Here is a 25208-nt window from a genome sequence, read left to right on the forward strand (position 1 = left end):
CGCCCCGCCTACGGCCCGTCCCATGCGTATCGACCGGCGCCTCCTGCAGCTCGCGTTCGGCGGGCTGTTCTGGCGCACCTTCCTGCTGATCGCGCTGCTGATCTCGGTCAGCCTCGCCGCGTGGTTCCAGAGCTTTCGCGTGATCGAGCGGGAGCCGCGCGCGCAGCGCGTCGCGCTCCAGCTCGTCGCGGTCGTGAAGCTCACGCGCACCGCCCTGCTCTATTCCGATCCCGACTTGCGGCGTGCGCTGCTGCAGGACCTCGAGAGCAACGAGGGCGTGCGCGTCTATCCGCGCGAAAAGACCGACAAGTTCAAGCTGCAGCCCGACGAATCGCTGAACCGGCTGATCGAACACGACATCCGTAGCCGCCTCGGCGACGACACCGTGATCGCGCAGTCGGTCAACGACATTCCCGGCGTGTGGATCAGCTTCAAGATCGACGACGACGACTACTGGGTCGCACTCGATCGCGATCAGCTCGACAACGTGACCGGCCTGCAGTGGGCCGGCTGGGGCCTGTTCGCGCTGGCGCTGTCGCTGTTCGGCTCGGCCTTCATCACGAGCCTCGTGAACCGGCCGTTCTCGCGGCTCGCGCTCGCCGCGCGTCAGGTCGGCTCGGGCCAGGCGCCAGAGCCGCTGCCCGAGCGCGGGATGGGCGTCGCGGCCGACACGAACCGCAGCTTCAACCAGATGGTGCGCGACCTCGAACAGCTCGAGGCAGACCGCGCGCTGATGCTCGCGGGCATCTCGCACGACCTGCGCACGCCGCTCGCGCGGCTGCGGCTCGAAACCGAGATGAGCCCGTCCGATCAGGCGACCAAGGACGCGATGGTCGACGACATCGAGCAGATGGACCGCATCATCGCGGCCTTCATCGACTATGCGCGCCCGGCCCAGCGCAAGCCGGAGCCGGTGGACCTGTCGTCGATCGCGCATGAGGTCGCCGCGCGCGTGTCCAACGAGGACGGCGTCCAGATCCGCACGCGGCTCGCGCCGAGCGCCGTGATCGAAGCCGACGAAACCGACATGCGCCGCGTGATCGGCAACCTCGTCGAGAACGCGCGCAAATACGGCCAGAGCCGCGACGACGGCATCTCGCGCATCACGCTCGAAACGCGCGTCACGCATACGCGCGTCGAGCTGTCGGTGAGCGACGAAGGCCCGGGCATCCCGGAAGACCAGCTGCCGCTCGTGATGCGCCCGTTCTACCGCGTCGACACCGCGCGCACCAAGGCGGACGGCACGGGGCTCGGGATGGCGATCGTGCTGCGGCTGGTCGGCCGCTATCGCGGCGCGCTGCGGCTGCGCAACCGCAGCCCCGAGGCAGGCCTCGAGGTCTCGCTCGAATTCCCCGCCGCCGGCAAGGCACGCGCGACCGCATGACGCGTGTACGCACGTTTCGTGCGCGCCACACTATCGCCGCAGTTGAAAAAAACTATGGCGTTTGTTAGTCAAAATCTATTGAATGGCTTTATTAATAGTGCTATAGTCTGCCCTATGCTGTCACAACGACGTTGCAGCACCGAGGTAGCTTGACTCAGTCTTCTTCCCAACACATACAGGAGTATCCGCATGAAAACCGTGGGCGATAAACTCGAAGCTTTCACCGTCGTAGCCGCGAAGCCGGGCTTCAACAATCATGAGGAAAACGGCCAGTCGGCGTTCGAAACCGTCACCGAAACGTCGTTCCCGGGCAAGTGGAAGATCATCTACTTCTATCCGAAGGACTTCACGTTCGTGTGCCCGACGGAAATCGTCGAATTCGCGAAGCTGGCGAAGCAGTTCGAAGAACGCGACGCCGTGCTGCTCGGCGGCAGCTCGGACAACGAATTCGTCAAGCTCGCATGGCGCCGTGAGCACAAGGATCTCGACAAGCTGAACCACTACTCGTTCGGCGACGTCAAGGGCGAACTGATCGACCAGCTCGGCGTGCGCGACAAGGAAGCCGGCGTCGCACTGCGCGCCACGTTCATCGTCGATCCGGACAACACGATCCAGCACGTGTCGGTGAACAACCTGAACGTCGGCCGCAACCCGGAAGAAGTCTTGCGCATTCTGGACGGCCTGCAAACGGACGAACTGTGCCCGTGCAACCGCGCAGTCGGCGGCGCAACGCTGTAAGCGCATCGATGCTCGAAGCCCGCGGCGCACGTGCTGCCTGCGGGCTTTTTTAACGGCCAACCCATAGGAGATATCAATGGAATTCATCGACTCGATTAAGGCGCGCATCCCCGACTACGCGAAGGACATTCGCCTGAACCTCGACGGCACGATCTCGCGCTCGTCGCTGGAAGGCAACGATGCGGTCGGCGTCGCGCTGGCGGCGGCGTTCGCGGCGAAGAGCACGGTGCTCGTCAAGACGATCCGCGAAGCCGGCGTGCTGTCGCCCGAAGAGACGAACGCGGCGCTGACCGCGGCCGCGCTGATGGGGATGAACAACACCTGGTATCCGTATGTCGAGATGGCAGACGACGCCGACCTGAAGACGCAGCGCGCCGAGCTGCGGATGGGCGCGTATGCGTCGCATGGCGGCGTCGACAAGCGGCGCTTCGAGATGTATGCGCTCGCCGCGTCGATCGTCGGCAAGTGCCACTTCTGCGTGCAGTCGCACTATGCGCTGCTGAAGAACGAGCAAGGCATGACGACGACGCAGCTGCGCGACGTCGGCCGCATCGCGTCGGTGATCAACGCCGCCGCGCAGGTGATCGCCGCCGAAGGCGCATAAGCGCGCGGGCCGCAACGGCCCGCCCCGCAAAACGACAAATGCCACGCATCAGCGTGGCATTTGTCATTCGGGCGGCACACGCTGCACGCCGCACGCCGGATCGAACCGGCCTGCGACGCGCACGCGCAACCGCTACTTCACCAGCAGCGCGGCCGCCTGCGCCTCGATGCCGTCGCCGCGGCCGAGATAGCCGAGCTTCTCGTTGGTCTTCGCCTTCACGTTCACGCGCTCGAGCGGCAAGCCGAGGTCGGCCGCGATGTTCGCGCGCATTCCGTCGATGTGCGGCGCGAGCTTCGGCGCCTGCGCGATCACGGTGCTGTCGACGTTCTGGATCGTGAAGCCGGCCGCCTTCACGCGCGCCGCGCATTCGCGCAGCAGCACGCGGCTGTCCGCGCCCTTGAAGGCGGCGTCGGTGTCGGAGAAATGGCGGCCGATGTCGCCGAGCGCCGCCGCGCCGAACAGCGCATCGGTGATCGCGTGCAGCAGCACGTCCGCATCCGAGTGGCCGAGCAGCCCGCGCTCGTACGGAATCGTCACGCCGCCGATGATGAGCGGGCGCCCCGGGACGAGCTGATGCACGTCGTAGCCTTGTCCGATTCTGAAATCCATGCGTGTTCCGGTTGAGATGAAGTGAAAGTCAGGAGGCGTGCGCGGGAGCCGCGAGAATCGCTTCCGCGAGCGCGAAGTCTTCCGGGTACGTGACCTTGAAGTTGCGCAGGCTGCCCTGCACGACGCGCGGCGTATGGCCCGCCCATTCGATCGCGCTCGCCTCGTCGGTCAGGTCGTGCCCTTCGCGCTGCGCGCGCAGGATGGCGTCGCGCAGCATGCCGATGCGAAACATCTGCGGCGTCTGCGCCTGCCACAGCGCGTCGCGCGACTCGGTGCGCGCGATCGCGTCGCCGCCCGTCGGCACGCGCTTGAGCGTATCGGCGACCGGCAGCGCGAGGATGCCGCCCACCGGATCGTCCTTCAGCGTCGCGACCAGCGTGCGGATCAGCGTCGGCGTGATGCCGGGGCGCGCGGCGTCGTGCACGAGCACCCAGTCCTGGTCGGTCGCGCCGAACTCGGCGAGCCCGAGCAGCCCGTTGAGTACCGACGCCTGACGCGAGCCGCCGCCGCAGCGGCGCACCGCGAAGCGCAGGCCCGCGAAGCGGCGTGCGTCGAAATGGGTATCGTCGGGCGCGAGCACGACGAGCGTCTGGGCGAACTCGCTGCAGGCGTCGAACGCGGCGAGCGTGTAATGGAGAAGCGCGCGACCGGCCAGCGTGCGGTATTGCTTCGGCACGGCCGAACCGGAGCGGCTGCCCGTGCCGGCGCAGGGAATCAGGGCAAAAAGTCGGGGTGTCACGAACGGAGAACGCCGGAAAGGTGAAATCGAGAAGCGGATTTTATAATAGGTCTTTCGTCTCGACCGGCGCACCGCGCTGCGCCCGTGCCCGCCACCCCTGCCGTCCCTATGCCAGACACCGCTACCAACCCGTTCGCCTCGCCCGTCGCCCGCGTCAAACCGGGCCAGCGCTTCATCTTCGACGGCGCGCACGGCTCCGCAGACGCACTCGCCATCGCCCGCTATCTTGCCGAGAACCGCGACGCGGTCCCGCTCCTCGCGGTGATCTGCGCGAATGCGGTCGACGCACAGCGGCTGTCGCAGGAGCTGCGCTACTTCTCGCCGGATGCGCGCGTACGCCTGCTGCCGGACTGGGAGACGCTGCCGTACGACACGTTCTCGCCGCACCAGGATCTCGTCTCCGAGCGGCTCGCGACGCTGCACGACCTCGGCGAGGGCCGCTGCGACATCCTGCTGGTGCCCGCGACCACCGCGCTGTACCGGATGCCGCCCGCGTCGTTCATGGCCGCCTACACGTTCGCGTTCGCGCAGGGCGAGCGGCTCGACGAGGCGAAGCTGAAAGCGCAGCTGACGCTCGCCGGCTACGAGCACGTGAGCCAGGTCGTGCGGCCCGGCGAATACTGCGTGCGCGGCTCGCTGATCGACCTGTATCCGATGGGCTCGCCGCTGCCGTACCGGATCGACCTGTTCGACGATCAGGTCGACTCGATCCGCGCGTTCGATCCCGATACGCAGCGCAGCCTGTACCCGGTGCGCGACGTGCGCCTGCTGCCCGGCCGCGAATTTCCGTTCGACGAGGCCGCACGCACGGCGTTCCGCAGCCGCTGGCGCGAGACCTTCGAAGGCGATCCGAGCCGCGCGCCGATCTACAAGGACATCGGCAACGGCGTCCCGTCGGCCGGCATCGAGTATTACCTGCCGCTGTTCTTCGACGAGACGGCCACGCTGTTTCACTACCTGCCGCAGGCCGCGCATCTGGTGTTCACCGGCGACCTCGAGGCGTCGATCCGCCGCTTCACCGCCGATACGAAGCAACGCCACGCGTTCCTCGCGCACGATCGCGAACGGCCGATCCTCGAGCCGCAGCGGCTGTTCCTGTCGGACGAGGATTTCTTCGCGTTCGCAAAACCGTTCGCGCGCGTCGTGCTGCCCGCGCAGCCGGCCGGCGGCTGGGCGACGGCGCTGCCCGAGCTGACGGTCGACCGCCATGCCGACGATCCGCTCGCCGCGCTGCGCACGTTCGTCGAGTCGTCGGGCAAGCGCGTGCTGCTGACGGTCGAATCGGCCGGCCGCCGCGAAACGATCCTGCAACTGCTCGCCGAGCATCGGCTGCGCCCCACGTCGAACGACCACTTCGCGGGCTGGCTCGACAGCGACGCGCCGTTCGCGCTCGGCGTCGCGCCGCTCGCCAGCGGCTTCGCGGTGCCGGCCGAAGGCTACGCGATCGTCACCGAAACCGAGCTGTACGGCGCGCTCGGCCGCCGCGCGGGGCGCCGGCGCCAGGAACAGGCGAGCAACGTCGACGCGATGGTGCGCGACCTGTCGGAGCTAAAGGTCGGCGATCCGGTCGTCCATGCGCAACACGGGATCGGCCGCTACATGGGCCTCGTGTCGATGGATCTCGGCGAAGGCGAGACGGAATTCCTGCATCTCGAATACGCGGGCGACAGCAAGCTCTACGTGCCGGTCGCGCAACTGCACGTGATCTCGCGCTACAGCGGCGCCGATCCCGACAGCGCACCGCTGCACGCGCTCGGTTCGGGCCAGTGGGAACGCGCGAAGCGCAAGGCCGCGCAGCAGATCCGCGACACGGCCGCCGAGCTGCTGAACCTGTACGCGCGCCGCGCCGCGCGCGAAGGCCACGCGTTCGCGCTCGATCCGCGCGACTACGTGAAGTTCGCGGAGAGCTTCGGTTTCGAGGAGACGCCCGACCAGGCCGCCGCGATCGCCGCCGTGATCGGCGACATGACGAGCGGCAAGCCGATGGACCGCCTCGTGTGCGGCGACGTCGGCTTCGGCAAGACCGAGGTCGCGCTGCGCGCGGCGTTCATCGCGGTGATGGGCGGCAAGCAGGTCGCGCTGCTGTCGCCGACCACGCTGCTCGCCGAGCAGCACACGCAGACCTTCGCCGACCGCTTCGCCGACTGGCCGGTGCGCATCGTCGAGCTGTCGCGCTTCAAGACCGCGAAGGAAGTCAATGCGGCGATCGCGCAGATCAACGAAGGCAGCGTCGACATCGTGATCGGCACGCACAAGCTGCTGTCGTCCGACGTGCAGTTCAAGCGCCTGGGCCTCGTGATCATCGACGAGGAGCATCGCTTCGGCGTACGTCAGAAGGAAGCGCTGAAGGCGCTGCGCGCGGAGGTCGACGTGCTGACGCTCACCGCGACGCCGATCCCGCGCACGCTCGGCATGGCGCTCGAAGGACTGCGCGACTTCTCGGTGATCGCGACCGCGCCGCAGAAGCGGCTCGCGATCAAGACCTTCGTGCGGCGCGAGGAAGAAAGCGTGATCCGCGAGGCGATGCTGCGCGAACTGAAGCGCGGCGGCCAGGTGTACTTCCTGCACAACGAGGTCGAGACGATCGAGAACCGCAAGGCGATGCTCGAGGCGCTGGTACCGGAGGCGCGCATCGTGATCGCCCACGGCCAGATGCACGAGCGCGAGCTCGAGCGCGTGATGCGCGATTTCGTCGCGCAGCGCGCGAACGTCCTGCTCTGCACGACGATCATCGAGACCGGCATCGACGTGCCGAGCGCGAACACAATCATCATGCACCGCGCCGACAAGTTCGGCCTCGCGCAGCTTCACCAGCTGCGCGGCCGCGTCGGCCGCTCGCACCACCAGGCTTATGCGTACCTGCTGGTGCACGATCCGCAGTCGCTGACCAAGCAGGCGCAGCGCCGGCTCGAGGCGATCCAGCAGATGGAGGAGCTCGGCTCGGGCTTCTATCTGGCGATGCACGACCTCGAGATCCGCGGCACCGGCGAGGTGCTCGGCGACAAGCAGTCGGGCGAGATCCACGAGATCGGCTTCCAGCTGTACACCGACATGCTGAACGACGCGGTGAAGGCGCTGAAGAACGGCAAGGAGCCGGACCTCACCGCCCCGCTCGCCGCGACGACCGAGATCAACCTGCATGCGCCCGCGATCCTGCCGGCCGACTACTGCGCGGACGTGCAGGAGCGCTTGTCGCTCTACAAGCGGCTGGCGAATTGCGAGCACGGCGATGCGATCGACGGCATCCAGGAAGAGCTGATCGACCGCTTCGGCAAGCTGCCGCCGCAGGCGCAGGCGCTCGTCGAGACGCACCGGCTGCGGCTCGCCGCGAAGCCGCTCGGCATCGTCAAGATCGACGCGAGCGAGGTCGCGATCGGGCTGCAGTTCGAGCCGAACCCGCCGATAGATCCGATGCGCATCATCGAGATGGTGCAGAAGCATCGGCACATCAAGCTCGCCGGGCAGGACAAGCTGCGCATCGAGACGCGCTCGCCGGATCTGGCGATCCGCGTGTCGACGATCAAGGAGACGCTGCGCGCGCTCGCGCCGAGCGCCGCACGCTGAGCGGCGGCACGCACGCACCAGGCACCACGCACGCGATGCTGCGCCGCATCGCGTGCGGCAAAGGCGGCGCGACGCGTTTTTGAGTATGATTTTCTCATTCCTCAGACGGAGTTTTGCCATGTCCATCCTCGACGCGCCGGCACCTTCCGCCGCCGATCAACCCGACGCGTCGCTCGTCAGCCTGCCGTGGATCGAGCGGCTGGTGTCGATGGACACGACGAGCCGCGTGCCGAACCTCGGCCTGATCGAAACGGTGCGCGACGCGCTCGCCGCGAGCGGCATCGAGTCGACGCTCACGCACGACGCGCGCGACGGCTGGGCGAATCTGTTCGCCACGGTGCCCGCGCACGACGGCTCGACCGATGGCGGCATCGTGCTGTCGGGTCACACCGACGTCGTGCCGGTCGACGGCCAGCAGTGGGACAGCGACCCGTTCGCGCCGCAGCTGCGCGACGGCCGCCTGTACGGCCGCGGCACTTGCGACATGAAGGGCTTCATCGGCGCGGCGCTCGCGCTGCTGCCCGAGATGCAGGCAGCCAGGCTCGCGAAGCCGATCCACTTCGCGCTGTCCTACGACGAGGAAATCGGCTGCGCCGGCGCGCCGCTGTTGATCGCCGATCTGGTCAAGCGCGGCGTGAAGCCGTCGGGCTGCATCGTCGGCGAGCCGACCAGCATGCGCCCGATCATCGCGCACAAGGGCATCAACGCATACCGTTGCTGCGTGCGCGGCCATGCGGCGCACTCGTCGCTGACGCCGAAGGGGCTGAACGCGATCGAGTACGCGGCGCGCCTGATCTGCCACATCCGCGACCTCGCGGAGCGCTTCCGCGCCGAAGGGCCGTTCGACGCGCTGTACGACGTGCCGTTCACGACCGCGCAGACGAGCACGATCCAGGGCGGCAACGCGATCAACACGGTGCCGGCCGAATGCCGGTTCGACTTCGAGTTCCGCAACCTGCCGACGCTCGATCCCGAGCAGATCTTCGCGCGCATCGAAGCGTATGCGCAGGAAACGCTGCTGCCGCAGATGCGCCGCGAGCATCCGAACGCCGCCATCGAGTTCTCGAAGATCGCCGCCGCGCCGGGCCTCGACGCGACCGAGCAGGCCGCGATCACGCAGCTCGTGCGCGCGCTCACGGCCGATCAGGACAAGCGCAAGGTCGCGTACGGCACCGAGGCCGGCCTGTTCGAACGCGCGGGCATTCCGAGCATCGTGTGCGGGCCCGGCAACATCGAGCAGGCGCACAAGCCGAACGAATACGTCGAGCTCGCGCAGCTCGCCGCGTGCGAGCAGTTCCTGCGCAAGTTCATCCGCAGCATGTCGGTCGACGCGCACTGACCGCCCGCGCCGGCCTGCGCATGCGGGCCGGCCCCACTCTCCCCATCCGCCACGTCATGTCGACTGAATCAACGGGCCCGGCCCACACGACGATCGACGGCGAGCCGATTCCGACGCTCGACGAAATCGCCGCGCAGCATTTCGCGTTGTCGCCCTGGGTCGCGCGCACGCCGGTATTCGAACGCGCCGATCTGCCGACGCTCGAAGGTACGCACGTCAACTTCAAGTTCGAGCTGCTGCAGGCGAGCGGCAGCTTCAAGGCGCGCGGCGCGTTCACGCACGTGCTCGCGCTCGACGAAGCGCGCAAGAACGCCGGCGTCACCTGCGTGTCGGCCGGCAATCATGCGGCGGCCGTCGCATTTGCGGCGATGCGGCTCGGCAGCAGCGCCAAGGTCGTGATGCCCCATACCGCGAGCCCGGCGCGCATCGCGCAGTGCCGCGCGTATCGCGCGGAAGTCGTGCTGGCCGGCAGCGCGTCGCAGGCATTCGACCTCGTGCGGCGCGTCGAGGCCGAGGAAGGCCGCTTCTTCATCCATCCGTTCAACGGCTATCGCACGATTCTCGGCACGGCGACGCTCGGCTACGAATGGGCGACGCAGACGCCCGACCTCGATGCGGTGATCGTGCCGATCGGCGGCGGCGGCCTCGCGGCCGGCATGGCCACCGCATTGCGCCTCGCGAATCCGCGCGTGCACGTGTACGGCGTCGAGCCCGAAGGCGCCGACGCGATGTGCCGCAGCTTCGCGGCGAACCACACGATCAAGATGGGCGCGATGCAGAGCATCGCCGATTCGCTGATGGCGCCGCACACCGAGGAATACAGCTATCAGCTGTGCCGGCGTCACGTCGACCGGATCGTCACCGTGTCGGACGACGCGCTGCGCGCGGCGATGCTGTTCCTGTTCTCGCATCTGAAGCTGGCGGTCGAGCCCGCGTGCGCGGCCGCGCTCGCGGGGCTGCTCGGCCCGCTGCGCGAAACGCTGCAGGGCAAGCGGGTCGGCGTGCTGCTGCCGGGCACGAACACCGATCCGGCCACGCTCGGCATGCATCTCGCGCACGCGCAGCTGCAGCGCTGAACCCGCTCGCGACGCTCAGGGTTATCCCCAGTTTTTGTTGACAGCCCTGTTGATAACCCGCCGCACCTCTCCGCAAGTGGTTGAGCGCGCAGCGTTTTACGTGCTCGCACGGGGCCGGACGCAAAATAGGCAGATGCGGCCGGCGAACGCGATCCATCGGCGCTTTGCGCGCCGCACCCGACCCTTCGTGATCCCGATCATCGCCGTCCGCTGCACCGCGGCGATCCGCCACGCGTAGCGCGGGCGATTCCTCACACGAACCATCGAACCATCGGCGTGCGCGTCGCGCCGGCACCCGACCGCCGGTCTGCTCGGGTTCGCGATCGACGTCGACGCGCGGCCGCACGCAAACGAAACGGGCGCCCGAAGGCGCCCGTTGCAGTCGACATGTCTGTGTTCCTCTTACTTGCTTTCGAACATGTCCATGATCTGCTGCTTCTCCTGCTGCGTGACGGGCGGCGGCGCGAGCCCGGCCGCGCCGGCCGAGCCGAGTGCGTCGTTCGCGCTGATCGCGTTCTCGGCCGGGTTGATGTCGACGCTTGCCACGAAGCCGTTGCCCGGCGTGCGGTCGGCGTAATACAGCTCGCCGTCGATCGTCGTCAGCCCGTCGGGCATCGGCATCTGCTGCTCGGGCACGCCGTTCAGCGCGGTGCGCATGTAGTTCACCCAGATCGGCAACGCGAGCTGCGCGCCGAATTCGCGGCTGCCGAGGCTCTTCGGCTGATCGAAGCCCATCCACGCGACCGCGACGAGCGACTGTTGATAGCCGGCGAACCAGCCGTCCTTCGCATCGTTGGTCGTACCCGTCTTGCCCTGCAGGTCGCTCCGGCCGAGCGCGTTGGTGCCCGCGCCGGTGCCGGCCGTCGCGACCGAATGCAGCAGGCTGTTCATCACGTACGCGTTGCGGCCTTCGATCGTGCGCGGCGCCGTGCTGCCCGCGACCGCCGGCTGCGACTTCTGCAGCGGCTGGCCGCGCGCGTCGTCGACTTCGGCGATCAGATACGGATCGACCTTGTAGCCGCCGTTCGCGAACACGGCGTAGCCGGTCGCGAGCTGCAACGGCGTGACGAGCCCGGCGCCGAGCGCCATCGGCAGGTACGGCGGCGTCTTCGCCGGATCGAAGCCGAAGCGCTGCGTCACGTACTGCTGCGCGTACTGCGTGCCGATCGACGCGAGGATGCGGATCGACACGAGGTTCTTCGAGCGCTGCAGCGCGGTGCGCATCGACATCGGGCCGTCCGGCTGATCGTCGTCCTTCGGCTCCCACGCGGTGCCGCCCGGCACGCTCGGCGGGAAGTACAGCGGCGCATCGTTGATGATCGTCGCCGGCCCCATGCCCTTGTCGAGCGATGCCGAATAAATGAACGGCTTGAACGACGAGCCCGGCTGGCGCCACGCCTGCGTCACGTGGTTGAACTTGCTCTTGTTGAAGTCGAAGCCGCCGACCAGCGAACGGATCGCACCGTCCTGCGGCGCGATCGCGACGAGCGCGCCTTCGACCTGCGGCAGCTGCACGACCTGCCAGCCCGTCTTGCCGTCCTTCAGCACGCGCACGATCGAGCCCGGCTTGATCCGCAGCGTCGCGTTCGCGCGCGGGCTCAGCGCAGCGGACACGAAGCGCAGGCCGGCCGGGCCGATCGTCGTGGTCGCGCCGCCGACGAACTGCACGTCGACCGCATTCGGCGATGCCGACAGCACCACGGCCGATTGCAGATCGCCGTTGTCGGGGTGATCGGCGAGCGCGTCGTCGACCGCCTCGTCGCGGTCGTCGCCGGCGGCCGGCAGATTGATCGCCCCTTCCGGCCCGCGATAGCCGTGGCGGCGCTCGTAGTCGAGAATGCCGCGCCGCACGGCCTGATAGGCCGCTTCCTGATCGGCCGCGTTGATCGTCGTGGTGACGGTCAGCCCGCGCGTATAGGTTTCATCCTTGTACTGCTCGTACATCATCTGCCGCACCATCTCGGCGACGTATTCGCCGTGCACCGCGTACTGGTTGCCCGGCGTGCGCACGTGGATCTCCTCCTTCACGGCCTGGTCGTACTGCGGCTGCGTGATGTAGCCGATTTCGAGCATGCGCTTGAGGATGTATTCCTGACGCACCTTCGCGCGCTTCGGATTGACGACCGGGTTGTACGCGGACGGCGCCTTCGGCAGCCCTGCGAGCATCGCCGCCTCGGCGAGCGTGATGTCCTTCAGGTCCTTGCCGAAGTACACGCGCGCGGCAGCCGCGAAACCGTACGAGCGCTGGCCCAGATAGATCTGGTTCATGTACAGCTCGAGGATCTGGTCCTTCGTCAGCGCGCGCTCGATCTTGTACGCGAGCAGCATCTCGTAGATCTTGCGCGTGTAGGTCTTCTCGCTCGACAGGAAGAAGTTGCGCGCGACCTGCATCGTGATCGTGCTCGCGCCCTGGCGCGCGCCGCCGTGCAGCAGGTCGGCCACGCCCGCGCGCAGGATGCCGAGGAAATCGACGCCGCCGTGTTCGTAGAAGCGGTAGTCCTCGATCGCGAGCACCGCCTTCTTCATCACGTCGGGGATGTCCTGGAAGCGCACGAGACTGCGGCGCTCCTCGCCGAACTCGCCGAGCAGCACGTGATCGGCGGAATACACGCGCAGCGGCACCTTCGGCTGGTAGTTGGTCAGCGCGTCGAGCGACGGCAGCTGCGGCGCCATCACGACCAGCGCATAGCCGACGATCAGCGCGCCGACGATCGCGAGCGTCGCGAACAGGCCGACGAACCACAGCGCGACGCGCGAGCCGAACGAGCGACGCCCGTCGCCGTCGCGGCCGCCGCCGCGGCGCGATGCGCGACGGGCGTCGTCGGGCTCGTCGTCATCGGGGTAATAGGCTCCCGACGGCGAACGGCGCAGCGAGTAGTGAGGTTCTTTCCGATCGGAGGAGGAAGACGGTCGTTTGATGATTGGCATGTCGGAATGGCGGGCGAACGTGGCGCCCTCGGACGCATGCGGATAGGCAAGCGGATGAATCAGAGTGGGTGCATCGTGGCACTGTCACGTCGACAGACCGCGTGGCGCAGCGATCCGTTCCCGCGACGTGACAGCGCATTTTAATGAAATCGACCGGTTGACTTCGCGATTTTTTGTAAAAATTCCCGCACTGCTGCGAATTGCGGAACGTATTCGTCCCGGGCTGCGCCTATCATGGTCGCGCAGCGCGCTGCGCGCCGCGCCGTTGCTTTCAATCGCGAAAGCATCGAATCGACGCGACCCGCAGCGCTTGAACTCGCGCACTTAAGCCGTATTTAAGCGGGCGGCGGTGTAATATCCGCCGGCTCACGCGGGTCGGAACCGATTCGCGACGGGCGTTGCCGCTCACGCGGCACCTTTCAAACCACGGAGGATTTCATGTCGCTTTTCGACTCTGTTTCGCGCACGATCAAGGGCCTGCTGAACGACGCGGCCGATTCGGTACAGGATCCGTCGCGCGACGCACGGCAGATCGTGCGGGAGCTCGACGACAGCATCGGCCGTGCCGAGAATTCGCTGATCGAAATCGAGGCACAGGTCGCGACCCAGCGCAGCAAGCGCGATGCGGCCGACGACAAGGTGAAGAAGTACGAGGACGGCGCGAAGCGTGCGCTGCAGGCCGGCGACGAAGCGCTCGCGCGCGAGGCGCTCGCCGCGCAGGCGAACGCGGAAGCCGAGCGCGACGCGCTCGCGGCCGAGCTGACCACGCTCGAACCGTCGGTCGACAAGCTGAAGGGGCAGATCGCCGACATGCGGGCGCGCCGCAACGATCTGAACGCCCGCTCGAACATCCTGCAGGCAAAGCAGGAAATCGCGCAGGCGAAGGATGTCGCGGCGAGCGCCCTGGGCGGCATCGGCGGCAAGAACCTGTCGGAAGACTTCCAGAAGCTCGAGGACAAGGTCGCGCTGCAGAATGCGCGTTCGGACGCACGCCTGAACTCGGCCGACACGTCGAGCGGCAAGGCGCTCGACGACAAGCTCGCTGCATTGAACAAGGGCCCGTCGGTCGAAGACCGCCTCGCAGCGCTGAAGAAGCAGCTCGACACGCCCGCGCAGTAACGGCACGCGCGCCGCGGGCCGAGCGTCCGCGGCGCGCACCGATCCAGGAGGCGGGCAAGCATGCCCGGTTCGATCATGAAGAAATCCCTCGCCGCACTCGGCCTCTCGCTGATGCTGCTGTCGTCCGCCGCGTTTGCGGTCCCGTCGCTGCAACAAGTCGAGCAGTCGATCGCCCAGCGCGACTGGCAACGCGCCGACACGCAGTTGTCGCAAGTCATCGACGCCCATCCGAACAACGCGCACGCGCGCTATCTGTACGCGCAGGTGCTCGACCGCGAAGGCCGCGCGTCCGACGCGCTCGCCCAGCTGCAGCAGGCCAGGACGCTCGATCCGCAACTGCGCTTCACCGACGCGTCGCGCTTCGCGCAAACCGAAGCGCGCATCCGTGCGGATGCCGGACGTACGCGCGCAACTGCGCCTGCCGCGCCGCAAGCCGGCTCGTTGCAGCCCTCGGTCGCGCCGATCGCGCCGCCCGCGAAACACGGGCCGTCCGCCGGCATGTGGATCGTGCTGGGCCTGCTCGTCGCGATCATTGCGCTGGTGCTGCGCTGGACGCTGCGCCGCGCGCGCTCCGCGGGCGACAGCCGCGCCGACGACGAACGGCGCACGCAGCTGAAGCGCGCCACCGACGTGCTGAACGACATCCGTCCGCTGAAACTCGACGCGAAGCTGTCGACGGCGCCCGGCGCCGCCGCGCTCACCGGCGAGCTCGAAGGCATCGAAACCGATGCGCGCGCACTGGTCGAAGCGCTGTCGAGCGGCAAGAGCCCGGTGCCGCCCTATCGGATCGACGAACTCGAACAGCGGCATGCGAGCGTGAAGGCTCGCGTCGAAGGCCGTCCCGATCCGAGCGCGCCGCCGGCCGCGCCCGCGAACGGCAGCGGCTCCGTATATGCGCAGGAAGCCGATCGCGTGACCGGCATGCAGGGCCAGCCGTATCAGCAACAACCATACCCGCAGCAACCGTACCCGCCCCAGCAGCCGCCCGTCGTGGTGCAGCAAGGCGGCGGTTTCGGCGGCGGCATGGGCGGGCTGCTGACCGGCGTGCTGCTCGGCGAAGCGATGTCCGGCGGACGCGAACGCGTGGTCGAGCGCGACGTGATCGTCGACGATCAGCGCCGCCGCCCCGACAACAACGATGCGGGCTTCGACCTCGGCCGCGGCGACAACACCGACTGGAGCGACGGCAACGGCGGCGGTGTCGATCTCGGCGGCAACGACGACGGCTGGACCGACGACAACAGCTGAGCGTTCCCGTCGACACCTCGCACGACGCCCGCCTGCGCGCCTTCCCGCATCGAAGTGCGCGCGCCCATCGATTTGTTAATCATCTCAAGATGGGCTACCGACAATGGGGCACGTTCGCTATCATGCGGCCATCGGCGTGCCTCCGATACCCCACCGATCAGACGCTTCGCAGCCCTGCGCGTCGCGGCACGCCTGTCCCCGCCCCAACCAGGAGAAAGCCGCTCATGAGCATAATCAAGGAATTCAAGGAGTTCGCCGTCAAAGGCAACGTGATGGATCTCGCCGTCGGCGTGATCATCGGCGGCGCGTTCTCGAAGATCGTCGACTCGGTCGTGAAGGACCTCATCATGCCGGTGATCGGCGTGCTGACCGGCGGTCTGGATTTCTCGAACAAATTCATTCTGCTCGGCACCATCCCGCCGTCGTTCAAGGGTAATCCCGATTCGTTCAAGGACCTGCAGGCCGCAGGCGTCGCCGCATTCGGCTACGGCTCGTTCATCACCGTGGCGATCAATTTCGTGATCCTTGCATTCATCATTTTCCTGATGGTGAAGTTCATCAACAAGCTGCGCAAGCCCGCCGAAGCCGCTCCGGCCGCGACGCCCGAAGACGTGCTGCTGCTGCGCGAGATCCGCGATTCGCTGAAGCAGCGCTGAGCGCCGCACCACGCCGGCTCACGCCGCGTCATGCCGTATCTGCCAGGCCCGCCACGTGCGGGCCTTTTTCATCGGCGCGGCACGCCTCGCACTTTTTTGTGACGCGCGAATGCACGCGCGCGAAAAGCAGGTCTATGATGGAGACTAAACGACAGTACGGGCGCCAAGACGCTGGCTGTGTCGATCATCGTGGCAAGCGGGTCGACGGGAGACATTGATCGTCGTACCTCACGAATGCAGCATTTTCGTGTGCTATAAAGGATCGACATGCGGCGTACATAGCCGGGAGTGGGTCGCATGAAAGTGCCGCATTTCTTGCAATTGTTTTTGAGGCGAGTGTTTATGTCCTTCCCGAAAAAACGTCGACGCGCGCAACAGGATGGCCACGAGTCGTTCCTCGCGGTATTGCGCCATTCGAAGCCGTTCGCGCAACTCGACACCAAGATTGCCCGCGCCCGTGCGCAGGACGAGCCCGTCCTCTATGCCCACGTGCTGCCCGGCCTCGACGTGCTCCTGTGCAGCGTGCGCGGCGCACACCCGCCCTATCCGGCCATTGCCGAACTCCGCAAGCGCTGCATCGAATCGATCGCCAACGCACTCGAACAGCCGCTCGACGGTCTCGAGAACGGCGGCTATTGGTACGAGGCAAACGGCTTCGGCTTCCTCGTGTTCGCGAGCCGCGCCCGTACGCGCATCCTGCCCGAGTTTGGTGCGGGCACGAAGGCGAGCCTGCGCGGCGGGCTCGGACGCCAGAACGCTGGCGACACGACGCCGCGCTCGCTCGGCTGAACCGACACAGCAAGATGGGCCGCCCGAGGGCGGCCCATCTGCCATTCACGCGTACCATTCCGGCTGCGCCGCGCTCATGTCGCGGCGCCCCGTCCGTTGCCGGGCCGCAGGATGTCGATGAACGCGGCGAAATCCGCGCCGGCAAGGCCCTGCGCGGCGCCCAGCCGCAACACCTGCTGCACCGTCGCCGCTACGGGCATCACCGCGCCCGTGTCGCGGGCCGCGTCCGCGATTGCATCGACATCCTTCTGAAACGTGCTCAGCGCACCGATCGACGGATGACCGCCTGACGTCATCCGCGGCACGAAGGTCTGCAGCAGTACCGAATCTGCCCAGCCGCCCGCCAGCGCGTCGGCCAGACGCGCGGCGTCGATGCCGCTCGCCTGCGCGAGGCCCACGGCTTCGGCGATCGCGGTGACCGTCGCGGTGACGATCGCCTGGTTGCACAGCTTCGCCGTCTGTCCCGCGCCCGCGTCGCCCATATGCGTGATGCGCGACGCGTAGCGGTCGATCAGCGGCCGCACCGCCTCGAGGTCCGCAGCGTTGCCGCCGGCCATCACCGCGAGCGTGCCGGCCTGCGCGCCCGGCACGCCGCCCGATACCGGCGCGTCGATCCAGCCGACGCCGAGCGCCGCCGCACGCGCCGCGTAATCGCGCGTCGCGGCAGGCGCGATGCTCGAGTGATCGACGATGCGTTGCACGCGGCGCGCGTTCGCGTCGCCGGCGAGCAACCCGTGCGCGCCGAACACGACGTCGCCGACCGCGCGGCCGTCGAGCACGCAGACGAACACCGTATCGACCTGCTCGGCCAGTTCACGCGGCGTGTCGACCACCCGCGCGCCGTCCTGCTCGAGCGCCTCCGCCTTCGCGCGCGTGCGGTTCCATACGCCGACGCGGTGCCCCGCCGCCAGCAAATGCCGAATCATCGGCGCGCCCATCAATCCCGGTCCGCAAAATCCGACTTCCACGATATTCGTCGCCTCCAATCAAGGTTGCAGTTGCCGCCCATCATACCTATCACTCAAACAGGCCTGGTGCGCGCGGCCGCGCGTCGGGCCCGCCTCTTGCACCCGCACATACCGACATTTCACGGAGCCCATCATGAGCGACCACGTGTACAAGCTGATCGAACTGACCGGATCGTCGCGGCAATCGTGCGACGACGCGATCCGCAACGCGATCTCGAAAGCCGGCAAGACGCTGCACAACCTGCACTGGTTTCAGGTCACCGAAACGCGCGGACACATCGAAGGCGATCAGGTGATCCACTGGCAGGTCACGCTGAAAGTCGGCATGCGCATCGACGACTGACGCGCCGAACGCGCCCGGAAGCCCGGCGCGCGGAGCCCGCGGATGCGTGCAACGCGCGTCCGCGTGGGTCTTCGCGCCCGTGTACCGCCCTTCGCGCGAGGCCCGTCCGGCTCGCGGCCGCGGGTATCCATCGCTTGACGCTGATTTTCTTCCATATTAAAAACGATATACCCCACCTCCCCCTCGATCAGCCTGGACATATAAACGGAGATACCATGAGTCAGCAACGCGAGGCGATCGACACGTACCTCTTGCGCGTCTTGCACACCTTGTTGATGGAGCGCAGCGTCACGCGCGCGGCCGTCAAACTGAACCAGTCGCAACCGGCGATCAGTGCCGCGCTACGCCGCCTGCGCGACATCACCGGCGACCCGCTGCTCGTGCGCGGCAAGTCCGGCATGGTGCCGACCGAATACGGGCTGCGCCTGCTCGAGCCGGTACAGAACGCGCTGCGCGAGATCGAGCGCATCAAGTTTCAGCAGCACAGCTTCGACCCGGCCACGTCGATCCGCTGCTACCGGATCGGCTGTCCCGACTATCTGAACGTGCTGTTCGTGCCGACGGTGGTCGAACGCTTCCGTCAGGCCGCGCCGAATGCGACGCTCGAATTCCACTCGCTCGGCCCCGCGTTCGACTACGAACTGGCACTCGAAGACGGCAAGCTCGACATCGTCGTCGGCAACTGGCCCGAGCCGCCCGAGCAGCTGCATTTGTCCAACCTGTTCGTCGACGAAATCGTTTGCCTGATGAGCAACACGCATCCGTTCGCGAAACGCGGCGGGCTTACGCTCGATCAGTACCTGAACGCGCCGCACCTCGCGCCGACGCCGTATTCGGTCGGCCAGCGCGGCGCGATCGACGTGCATCTCGCGCGCGAACGGCTCAAGCGCCACGTGGTCGTCACGCTGCCGTACTTCAACCTCGCGCCGTATGTGCTCGTGAAGTCCGACCTGATCTTCACGACGACGCGCCTGTTCGCCGACCATTACGCGAAGTTCCTGCCGCTGTCGGTCGTGCCGGCCCCGCTCGACTTTCCGCCGATGCAGTACTACCAGCTGTGGCACGAACGCTGCCATTACTCGGACGAAGTGCGCTGGCTGCGCAGCCTGGTTGCCGAAGCGACGCGCACATTGATCGAGGCGTAAGCGTAGCGGGCGGGGCACGGCCGGAAGACGCAACGCCGGCCGCGCATGTTTCCGCGCGCCGCGTCAGCGCGACGCTTCCACGAGCGCCTGCGCAAGCGCATTGTGGCGCTCGATGACCGGCGGCAGATCGAGCGTCGCGAGCCGCCCTTCCCGCACCACCACCTTGCCGTTCACCACCGTATAGGCCGCCTGCGACGGCGCGCAGAACACGAGCGCCGCGACCGGGTCGTGCAACGCACCGGCAAAGAGCGGCTGGCGCAGGTCGAACGCGGCGAAGTCGGCGGCCATGCCGGGCTTCAACGCGCCGATATCGTCACGATTGAGCACCTTCGCGCCGCCGAGCGTCGCGATCTCGAGCGCGTCGCGCGCGGTCATCGCGTCGGGCCCGAAGCCGACCCGCTGCAGCAGCAGCGCCTGCCGCACTTCCGCGACCATCTGCGCGCCGTCGTTCGACGCCGACCCGTCGACGCCGAGCCCGACCGGCACGCCCGCCGCCCGCATCTTCCCGATCGGCGCGATGCCCGATGCGAGGCGCATGTTCGAGCACGGGCAGTGCGCGACGCCGGTGCCGGTGCGCGCGAACAGGCCGATGCCCGCATCGTCGAGCTGCACGCAGTGCGCATGCCAGACGTCGTGACCGACCCAACCGAGATCTTCCGCATATTCGGCGGGCGTCATGCCGAATTTTTCGCGGCTGTACGCGATGTCGTTGACGTTCTCCGCCAGATGCGTGTGCAATGACACGCCGCGCTCGCGCGCGAGCACCGCCGCGTCGCGCATCAGGCCGCGGCTCACCGAGAACGGCGAGCACGGCGCGACGACCACGCGCAACATCGCGTAACGTCCTTCGTCGTGATAGGCGTCGATCAGCCGCTGCGTGTCGCGCAGGATGTCCGGCTCGCGCTCGACGACCGAATCGGGCGGCAGCCCGCCGTCGCGCTGACCGACGCTCATCGCGCCGCGGCTCGCGTGAAAGCGCATGCCGATGCGTTGCGCGGCGCCGATGCTGTCGTCGAGCCGGCTGCCGTTCGGATAGATGTACAGATGATCGCTCGACGTCGTGCAGCCCGACTGCAGCAGCTCGGCCATCGCGGTGAGCGTCGACACCTCGATCATCTCCGGCGTCAGATGCGCCCAGATCCGGTACAGGCTCGTGAGCCAGCCGAACAGCTCGGCGTTCTGCGCGGCCGGCACCGCGCGCGTGAGGCTCTGGTACATGTGGTGATGCGTGTTCACGAGCCCCGGGATCACCAGATGGCCGCGCAGGTCGAGCACTTCGTCGGCGGTGTCGGGCAGCTCGGCGCTCGGCCCGACGGCGACGATCCGGTTGCCCTCGATGTAAAGCCCGGCGTCACGCAGCTCGCGGCGCGTGTCGTCCATGGTCACGAGCACGTCGGCGTGCTTGACCAGCAAGGTCGTCGGGCGGGATGAGGATGGCTGTGGCGCGCGTGCGCCGGCGTGCTGCTCGAGGTTCATGCGTTCTCCGCGTCGTTCCGTCTGCGGGAGCCGCTCCCGCAGACGCTGAAGGCCGTTCGAACGCTGCTGCGCGGCACGCACCGGTGCCTGCGTCCGTTCGAACGCGCTGGCCCGGTTACCCGGCATGCATGCCGTCTTCGGGGTACGCGCGGCAGCATCGCGCAAGCGCGCGCCGCGCACAATGCGCGAAACCGAATACTGCGCTTCACGGTTTCGATATGGTACGCGGCGCAGCGCGATCGGACGCAGCGCACACGCGCCCCGGCCACGCATGGACGGCCGTCGACAGCCGTTCATGCGCGGCGCATTATCTTTGATATCGCGTCCGTATTTGCGCGGGAACCTTCTTACAATGCCTGCACGGCGCTCGCATCAATTTCGCCGACGGGTATGTAGCCACGTGACGTGGAGCCTCGATCCGCCGCACAGTCAATGGATCGAGTCGCCGCCGAACCTCGCATTCACATAAGGACACAACGAATGGGAAAGCTCACTACCCACGTACTCGATACGGCACACGGTCGTCCCGGCGCTGCCGTCAAGGTGGACCTCTACGCGCTCGACGGCGACACGCGCCGCGCGCTCAAGACCGTGCTGACCAATAGCGACGGCCGCTGCGACGAACCGCTGCTCGAAGGCGCGGCGCTCGCCGCCGGCGAATACGAGCTCGTGTTCCATGCCGGCGACTACTTCGCGTCGCTCGGCGTGAAGGTGCCCGAGCCGCGCTTCGTCGACCGCGTCGTGCTGCGCTTCGGCATCGCCGACGCCGCATCGCACTACCACGTGCCGCTGCTCGTGTCGCCGTGGTCGTACAGCACCTATCGCGGCAGCTGACATACGCATCGGCGCCTGCATCGAAGACAACGATCTGAGTCTGGAGGAGTTTCATGGAAGGCTTCATCACCGACTGGCTGAACCTCGCGCTGCGATGGCTGCACGTCATCGTCGCGATCGCGTGGATCGGCGAGTCGTTCTATTTCGTCGCGCTCGACAACAGCCTCAAGCCGCCGACCGACGCGAACCAGCGCAAGCGCGGCGTGTTCGGCGAGCTGTGGCATGTGCACGGCGGCGGCTTCTACAACATGCAGAAGTACACGGTCGCGCCGCCGGAAATGCCCGACGACCTGCACTGGTCGAAGTGGCCGTCGTACACGACGTGGCTGTCGGGCTTCTCGCTGTTCTTCGTGCTCTACCTGCTCGCGCCGAACACCTACCTGATCGACAAGAGCGTGCTCGACATGGGGCCGGTGGTCGCGGTCGCATCCGCGCTCGGCTTTCTCGCTGCCGGCTGGATCGTCTACGACTCGCTGTGCCGCATCCTCGGCACCAACGATCGCGTGCTCGGCATCTGCGTCGGCATCTACGTCGTGATCGCCGCGTACCTCGCGTGTCACATCTTCGCGGGCCGCGCCGCGTATCTGATCGTCGGCGCGATGCTCGCGACGATCATGTCGGCGAACGTGTTCTTCGTGATCATCCCCGGCCAGCGCAAGATGGTCGACAAGATGCTCAAGGGCGAAGAGCCGAACCCGATCTACGGCAAGCGCGGCAAGCAGCGCTCGGTGCACAACACCTACTTCACGCTGCCGGTCGTGTTCGCGATGCTGTCGAACCACTATGCGATGACGTACACGAACCGCTTCAACTGGGTCGTGCTCGTGCTGATCATGCTGGCCGGCGCGCTGATTCGTCAGTTCTTCGTGATGCGTCACCGCGGCAAGCAGCTGTGGTACCTGCCGATCGGCGGCGTCGCGCTGCTGTCGGGCGCGCTCGTGTGGACGATGCCGAAGCCGGTCGCGCCGCAGGCCGAGGCCGCGAACGCGCCGAAGCTCGCCGTCAACGACATCATGCCGATCCTGCAGCAGCGCTGCATCGAATGCCACTCGGCCAAGCCGACGCTGATGGGCAGCGCGCCGGCCGGCGTGATGTTCGACACGCCGGACGAAGTGTCGAAGAACGCGCAGCGCATCTACGAACAGGCCGTGCGCCTGAAGGCGATGCCGATCGGCAACGTCACGCACATGACCGACGACGAGCGCGTGAAGCTCGCCGCTTGGTTCGAGGGCGGCGCGGTGAAGTGAGGCGCTGTGAGCCGGCGTGTGATCGCCGGTGCGATACGTTGGTGGATGCGGGCCCGGAAACGGGCCCGTTTTTTTTGGCACGTGCGAAGGCGCGAAGGTACGGCCGTCGCGCCAGCCGCGCATCGCTTCACGCTGCAGCACGAGCAGTAGATTCATGGGAGGTCGTCGAACGGCAGGAAGATGTGATCGTGATGCGTGACCGTCGTCACGGTACAGCTGCGCCCTGCTGTGAACGATGCGTAGAGAATGCGACGCGGCGCGATCGGAATGCGCGCTCAGCGCGATTCATGCGGCGCGGAAAAACACGGGCCGGTTGCGTCGCACGGCCGCCGTCTCGCGGCGGGCTTCCTGGTCGGCATCATGAATGGACCCGGAACGCTCGTTCCAGCTGCACGCCCATCACGATTGCAGCCCGAAGATTTGCGACGGGACGGCGAAACGGCGCTGTGCGAATCGCCGGACGGCGACACGAACACCAGCCAGCCGCGACGGTCATCGCGTCGGCTTCGACGAAACGCGACGATCGCCTCGAACGACGACGCCCCGTCCGCTTCGTGCTCAGCGAGGCCGTGCGTTCGCTTTCAGATCGACGCATCGGCACCGGGCCGGCAACCGTACTTCACGCGCCAACGCGTCGCGACGATCGCATGCGCATCGGCGCGATCGAGCCACACGTACTGCTCTGCGTGTCGGTTCGTGGCCGTGCGCCGCACTGCCTCGCAGTGTTGCGCACGAATGCCGACCACCACCCACACCGCGATCCCCAAGCGCACCGACATAAAAAAACCCGCGCGTGTCGCGCGGGCTGGTTCGACGATCGCTGCTACGGCAACGGCGTTCAGACCATCACCGCCTCGAGCGCATCTTCGGTGAGCCACAGCGATTCCGGCAGGTCCTGCTCGTTCAGGTTCAGGCCGTCGCCGCCGCGATCGACGACGATGAAGTCGCTGACCTCGCCCAACGCGATCAGCGGGTGATGCCACACGCCCTTCGCGTAGTTGACACCCTGCCAGCCGCTCGTCACGAACGCACGAACCTTCGACGGATCGAGCTCGCCCGCCGGCGCGACGACGACGAGATACGGCCGCTCGTTCAGCGGCACGAACGCCTGGCTGCCGAGCGGATGCCGCTCGAGCATCCTGACCTCGAACGGCAGCTCACGCGGCTGGCCGCGAAACAGGTTGACCAGCGTGCGGCCGCCCGCGTCGGTCACGTCGACGTTCGCGAGATCGTGAAAGCGCACCGTCGTGCCGAGATTGATCGGAATCTGCTTCGCGCCGTCGGTTTCGATCACGTCGCCGAACGGGGCGAACGCTTGCCTGGTCAGCGGTTCGATTGCAAGCGTCTTCATTTGTCGAGCGTCCCCCACAGGCGCAGACGCGATACGCCGCCGTCCGGGATGATGTTCAGGCGCACGTGCGTGACCGGCCCGAGTGCGGCGATTTCCGGTTCGAAGAAGTGCTGCTTGTCCATCTGCAGCTTCTGCTCGCCGAGCAGCACCGGCCAGAACATCGACTGCGTGATCAGCGAGCTGTCGGTGCCGCCCGACATGTAGGCGGCCTGGATCGAGCAGCGGTCCGGGTAGTTGCCCTTGAAGAACGCCGTATCGACTTCGATCCTGCGGATCACGCCCGGCTGCGCGAGCGCGACGATCGCCCAGTCGTTGCCTGGTTCGCGGCGGCGACGCGTTTCCCAGCCGTCGCCCATGTTCACGCCGCGGCCCGGCAGCAGCAGGTTCGACGCGAGCCCGAAGTGCTGGTTGTTCGCGGCCACGACGTAGCCGCCGTTTTCCATCGCCGCGAGGTCGAACTGCTCGGTCGCGCTCGCGCCGGCCCAGTCGAGCTGCGGCTGGCCGTACACGCGCAGCCGCGCCACGCCGCCGTCCGGATAGATGTTCACGCGCAGATGCGTGAACGCGCGCTCGTCGCGCGCTTCGACGTAATGGTGACTGTTGCCCTGCAGCGTCGTCGACGGCACGATCTCGATCCACTCGGTCGCCGTCGGCGCGCCGTCAACGACGTACGCGGCGTCGATCGACGCGGCCGGCGGGAAGTTGCCGGTGAAATGGCTGGTATCGATGTCGACGCCCTTGATCACGCCGGGCCGCGCGAGCTTGACGATGCACCAGTCATAACCGGTCGTGCGCTTGCGGCGCGTCTCCCAGCCGTCCATCCACTTGCCGTGGTCGTCGTACTTGCCGGGGATGAAGACCGCCGGCTCCGGGTTCAGCATCCGCTCCTTCGGCGCGAAGAAGTCGTCGCTGGCTTCGAGCGCCTGCGCGCCGAGGCGCGGGTCGGCGAGGTTCACGTAGCGCCGCGTGAAATCGGGCGCGGCGGGATCGAGAAGCGGAACAGCCATGATGTGTCCTTGTTCGGTGATGCGAAGCGGCCGCTGCAGTGCGA

The 25208-nt window shown here is 67.3% G+C and carries 22 protein-coding genes; 14 read left to right on the top strand and 8 right to left on the bottom strand.

What is annotated here, in order from left to right; all coding sequences use genetic code 11:
* Positions 1-22 precede the first annotated feature (22 nt).
* The 3 genes from C3Y15_RS20465 (at position 23) to C3Y15_RS20475 (ending at position 2726) form a co-directional block, all read left to right on the top strand.
* Entirely contained in the window at positions 23-1384 is a 1362-nt protein-coding gene (locus C3Y15_RS20465) for an ATP-binding protein (RefSeq protein ID WP_045578996.1), read from the top strand.
* A gap of 189 nt (positions 1385-1573) precedes the next feature.
* The gene (locus tag C3Y15_RS20470; protein ID WP_045578995.1) at positions 1574-2122 is read left to right on the top strand and encodes a peroxiredoxin; all 549 of its coding nucleotides are present in this window, start codon (positions 1574-1576) and stop codon (positions 2120-2122) included.
* Positions 2123-2198: 76 nt separating this feature from the next.
* Positions 2199-2726 (top strand): carboxymuconolactone decarboxylase family protein, encoded by a 528-nt coding sequence (locus tag C3Y15_RS20475; protein ID WP_011885089.1) that lies wholly within the window; start codon positions 2199-2201, stop codon positions 2724-2726.
* A 132-nt stretch (positions 2727-2858) separates the two neighbouring features.
* On the opposite strand, the gene ispF is transcribed toward C3Y15_RS20475, so the two are convergent.
* Positions 2859-3335 (bottom strand): 2-C-methyl-D-erythritol 2,4-cyclodiphosphate synthase, encoded by a 477-nt coding sequence (gene ispF / locus C3Y15_RS20480; protein WP_011885090.1) that lies wholly within the window; start codon positions 3333-3335, stop codon positions 2859-2861.
* A 28-nt stretch (positions 3336-3363) separates the two neighbouring features.
* Complete coding sequence (gene ispD / locus C3Y15_RS20485; RefSeq protein WP_011885091.1) at positions 3364-4074, bottom strand: 2-C-methyl-D-erythritol 4-phosphate cytidylyltransferase; 711 nt, start codon at positions 4072-4074, stop codon at positions 3364-3366.
* Positions 4075-4182: 108 nt separating this feature from the next.
* Between ispD and mfd the strand changes: the two genes are divergently transcribed.
* The 3 genes from mfd (at position 4183) to C3Y15_RS20500 (ending at position 10053) form a co-directional block, all read left to right on the top strand.
* Positions 4183-7638, top strand: coding sequence for a transcription-repair coupling factor (mfd, locus tag C3Y15_RS20490; RefSeq protein ID WP_011885092.1), 3456 nt, complete (start codon positions 4183-4185; stop codon positions 7636-7638).
* A gap of 118 nt (positions 7639-7756) precedes the next feature.
* Entirely contained in the window at positions 7757-8977 is a 1221-nt protein-coding gene (gene argE, locus C3Y15_RS20495; RefSeq protein ID WP_011885093.1) for an acetylornithine deacetylase, read from the top strand.
* A gap of 56 nt (positions 8978-9033) precedes the next feature.
* Complete coding sequence (locus C3Y15_RS20500) at positions 9034-10053, top strand: threonine/serine dehydratase (protein WP_069224236.1); 1020 nt, start codon at positions 9034-9036, stop codon at positions 10051-10053.
* A 402-nt stretch (positions 10054-10455) separates the two neighbouring features.
* Here the strand turns inward: C3Y15_RS20500 and C3Y15_RS20510 are convergent, their stop codons facing one another.
* Positions 10456-12981, bottom strand: a complete 2526-nt coding sequence (locus tag C3Y15_RS20510) for a penicillin-binding protein 1A (protein ID WP_124259634.1) — start codon at positions 12979-12981, stop codon at positions 10456-10458.
* Positions 12982-13419: 438 nt separating this feature from the next.
* Here C3Y15_RS20510 and C3Y15_RS20515 point away from each other — a divergent pair, with 438 nt between their 5' ends.
* The 4 genes from C3Y15_RS20515 (at position 13420) to C3Y15_RS20530 (ending at position 16793) form a co-directional block, all read left to right on the top strand.
* The gene (locus tag C3Y15_RS20515) at positions 13420-14100 is read left to right on the top strand and encodes a PspA/IM30 family protein (RefSeq protein WP_011885096.1); all 681 of its coding nucleotides are present in this window, start codon (positions 13420-13422) and stop codon (positions 14098-14100) included.
* Between the two features lie 75 nt (positions 14101-14175).
* The gene (locus C3Y15_RS20520; RefSeq protein ID WP_043291709.1) at positions 14176-15348 is read left to right on the top strand and encodes a tetratricopeptide repeat protein; all 1173 of its coding nucleotides are present in this window, start codon (positions 14176-14178) and stop codon (positions 15346-15348) included.
* Between the two features lie 224 nt (positions 15349-15572).
* Complete coding sequence (mscL, locus tag C3Y15_RS20525; protein ID WP_011885098.1) at positions 15573-16004, top strand: large conductance mechanosensitive channel protein MscL; 432 nt, start codon at positions 15573-15575, stop codon at positions 16002-16004.
* Between the two features lie 342 nt (positions 16005-16346).
* Positions 16347-16793: a hypothetical protein gene (locus C3Y15_RS20530; protein WP_014723190.1), complete on the top strand. Its 447-nt coding sequence runs from the start codon at positions 16347-16349 to the stop codon at positions 16791-16793.
* Positions 16794-16867: 74 nt separating this feature from the next.
* Here C3Y15_RS20530 and C3Y15_RS20535 read toward each other — a convergent pair whose 3' ends face one another.
* Positions 16868-17761 carry an NAD(P)-dependent oxidoreductase gene (locus C3Y15_RS20535; RefSeq protein ID WP_124259633.1) on the bottom strand — a complete coding sequence of 298 codons (894 nt, stop codon included), beginning with the start codon at positions 17759-17761 and terminating at the stop codon, positions 16868-16870.
* A gap of 133 nt (positions 17762-17894) precedes the next feature.
* Between C3Y15_RS20535 and C3Y15_RS20540 the strand changes: the two genes are divergently transcribed.
* Both C3Y15_RS20540 and C3Y15_RS20545 read left to right on the top strand, forming a co-directional pair.
* Complete coding sequence (locus tag C3Y15_RS20540; RefSeq protein ID WP_006755984.1) at positions 17895-18104, top strand: dodecin; 210 nt, start codon at positions 17895-17897, stop codon at positions 18102-18104.
* Positions 18105-18319: 215 nt separating this feature from the next.
* Entirely contained in the window at positions 18320-19249 is a 930-nt protein-coding gene (locus C3Y15_RS20545; protein ID WP_011885102.1) for a LysR substrate-binding domain-containing protein, read from the top strand.
* A 63-nt stretch (positions 19250-19312) separates the two neighbouring features.
* Here C3Y15_RS20545 and C3Y15_RS20550 read toward each other — a convergent pair whose 3' ends face one another.
* Positions 19313-20725, bottom strand: coding sequence for an 8-oxoguanine deaminase (locus C3Y15_RS20550; protein ID WP_034195415.1), 1413 nt, complete (start codon positions 20723-20725; stop codon positions 19313-19315).
* A gap of 480 nt (positions 20726-21205) precedes the next feature.
* Between C3Y15_RS20550 and uraH the strand changes: the two genes are divergently transcribed.
* A complete protein-coding gene (uraH, locus tag C3Y15_RS20560) occupies positions 21206-21559 on the top strand; it encodes a hydroxyisourate hydrolase (protein WP_046426965.1) in 354 nt (117 codons plus the stop codon).
* A gap of 53 nt (positions 21560-21612) precedes the next feature.
* A complete protein-coding gene (locus C3Y15_RS20565; protein ID WP_011885105.1) occupies positions 21613-22806 on the top strand; it encodes a urate hydroxylase PuuD in 1194 nt (397 codons plus the stop codon).
* 581 nt (positions 22807-23387) lie between these two features.
* Here C3Y15_RS20565 and C3Y15_RS20570 read toward each other — a convergent pair.
* Genes C3Y15_RS20570 through alc form a run of 3 tightly spaced genes read right to left on the bottom strand, consistent with a single transcriptional unit; the run spans position 23388 to position 25164 of the window.
* The gene (locus C3Y15_RS20570) at positions 23388-23585 is read right to left on the bottom strand and encodes a hypothetical protein (protein ID WP_124259632.1); all 198 of its coding nucleotides are present in this window, start codon (positions 23583-23585) and stop codon (positions 23388-23390) included.
* 59 nt (positions 23586-23644) lie between these two features.
* A complete protein-coding gene (locus tag C3Y15_RS20575; protein ID WP_011885106.1) occupies positions 23645-24157 on the bottom strand; it encodes an ureidoglycolate lyase in 513 nt (170 codons plus the stop codon).
* Entirely contained in the window at positions 24154-25164 is a 1011-nt protein-coding gene (gene alc, locus C3Y15_RS20580; RefSeq protein ID WP_059463345.1) for an allantoicase, read from the bottom strand. The genes C3Y15_RS20575 and alc overlap by 4 nt, the downstream gene beginning before the upstream one ends.
* Positions 25165-25208 lie beyond the last annotated feature (44 nt).

Source organism: Burkholderia sp. B10, from assembly GCF_004368385.1.
Classification (GTDB): domain Bacteria; phylum Pseudomonadota; class Gammaproteobacteria; order Burkholderiales; family Burkholderiaceae; genus Burkholderia; species Burkholderia vietnamiensis.

What these genes read in the sequence shown, in the direction of transcription:
- uraH (WP_046426965.1), top strand. Translation starts at nt 21,206, where the DNA reads ATGGGAAAGCTCACTACCCACGTACTCGATACGGCACACGGTCGTCCC.
- C3Y15_RS20545 (WP_011885102.1), top strand. Translation starts at nt 18,320, where the DNA reads ATGAGTCAGCAACGCGAGGCGATCGACACGTACCTCTTGCGCGTCTTG.
- mfd (WP_011885092.1), top strand. Translation starts at nt 4,183, where the DNA reads ATGCCAGACACCGCTACCAACCCGTTCGCCTCGCCCGTCGCCCGCGTC.
- alc (WP_059463345.1), bottom strand. Translation starts at nt 25,164, where the DNA reads ATGGCTGTTCCGCTTCTCGATCCCGCCGCGCCCGATTTCACGCGGCGC.
- C3Y15_RS20550 (WP_034195415.1), bottom strand. Translation starts at nt 20,725, where the DNA reads ATGAACCTCGAGCAGCACGCCGGCGCACGCGCGCCACAGCCATCCTCA.
- C3Y15_RS20575 (WP_011885106.1), bottom strand. Translation starts at nt 24,157, where the DNA reads ATGAAGACGCTTGCAATCGAACCGCTGACCAGGCAAGCGTTCGCCCCG.
- C3Y15_RS20565 (WP_011885105.1), top strand. Translation starts at nt 21,613, where the DNA reads ATGGAAGGCTTCATCACCGACTGGCTGAACCTCGCGCTGCGATGGCTG.
- C3Y15_RS20500 (WP_069224236.1), top strand. Translation starts at nt 9,034, where the DNA reads ATGTCGACTGAATCAACGGGCCCGGCCCACACGACGATCGACGGCGAG.
- mscL (WP_011885098.1), top strand. Translation starts at nt 15,573, where the DNA reads ATGAGCATAATCAAGGAATTCAAGGAGTTCGCCGTCAAAGGCAACGTG.
- C3Y15_RS20465 (WP_045578996.1), top strand. Translation starts at nt 23, where the DNA reads ATGCGTATCGACCGGCGCCTCCTGCAGCTCGCGTTCGGCGGGCTGTTC.
- C3Y15_RS20470 (WP_045578995.1), top strand. Translation starts at nt 1,574, where the DNA reads ATGAAAACCGTGGGCGATAAACTCGAAGCTTTCACCGTCGTAGCCGCG.
- C3Y15_RS20570 (WP_124259632.1), bottom strand. Translation starts at nt 23,585, where the DNA reads ATGTCGGTGCGCTTGGGGATCGCGGTGTGGGTGGTGGTCGGCATTCGT.
- C3Y15_RS20515 (WP_011885096.1), top strand. Translation starts at nt 13,420, where the DNA reads ATGTCGCTTTTCGACTCTGTTTCGCGCACGATCAAGGGCCTGCTGAAC.
- C3Y15_RS20510 (WP_124259634.1), bottom strand. Translation starts at nt 12,981, where the DNA reads ATGCCAATCATCAAACGACCGTCTTCCTCCTCCGATCGGAAAGAACCT.
- C3Y15_RS20520 (WP_043291709.1), top strand. Translation starts at nt 14,176, where the DNA reads ATGAAGAAATCCCTCGCCGCACTCGGCCTCTCGCTGATGCTGCTGTCG.
- C3Y15_RS20530 (WP_014723190.1), top strand. Translation starts at nt 16,347, where the DNA reads ATGTCCTTCCCGAAAAAACGTCGACGCGCGCAACAGGATGGCCACGAG.
- ispF (WP_011885090.1), bottom strand. Translation starts at nt 3,335, where the DNA reads ATGGATTTCAGAATCGGACAAGGCTACGACGTGCATCAGCTCGTCCCG.
- argE (WP_011885093.1), top strand. Translation starts at nt 7,757, where the DNA reads ATGTCCATCCTCGACGCGCCGGCACCTTCCGCCGCCGATCAACCCGAC.
- C3Y15_RS20540 (WP_006755984.1), top strand. Translation starts at nt 17,895, where the DNA reads ATGAGCGACCACGTGTACAAGCTGATCGAACTGACCGGATCGTCGCGG.
- C3Y15_RS20475 (WP_011885089.1), top strand. Translation starts at nt 2,199, where the DNA reads ATGGAATTCATCGACTCGATTAAGGCGCGCATCCCCGACTACGCGAAG.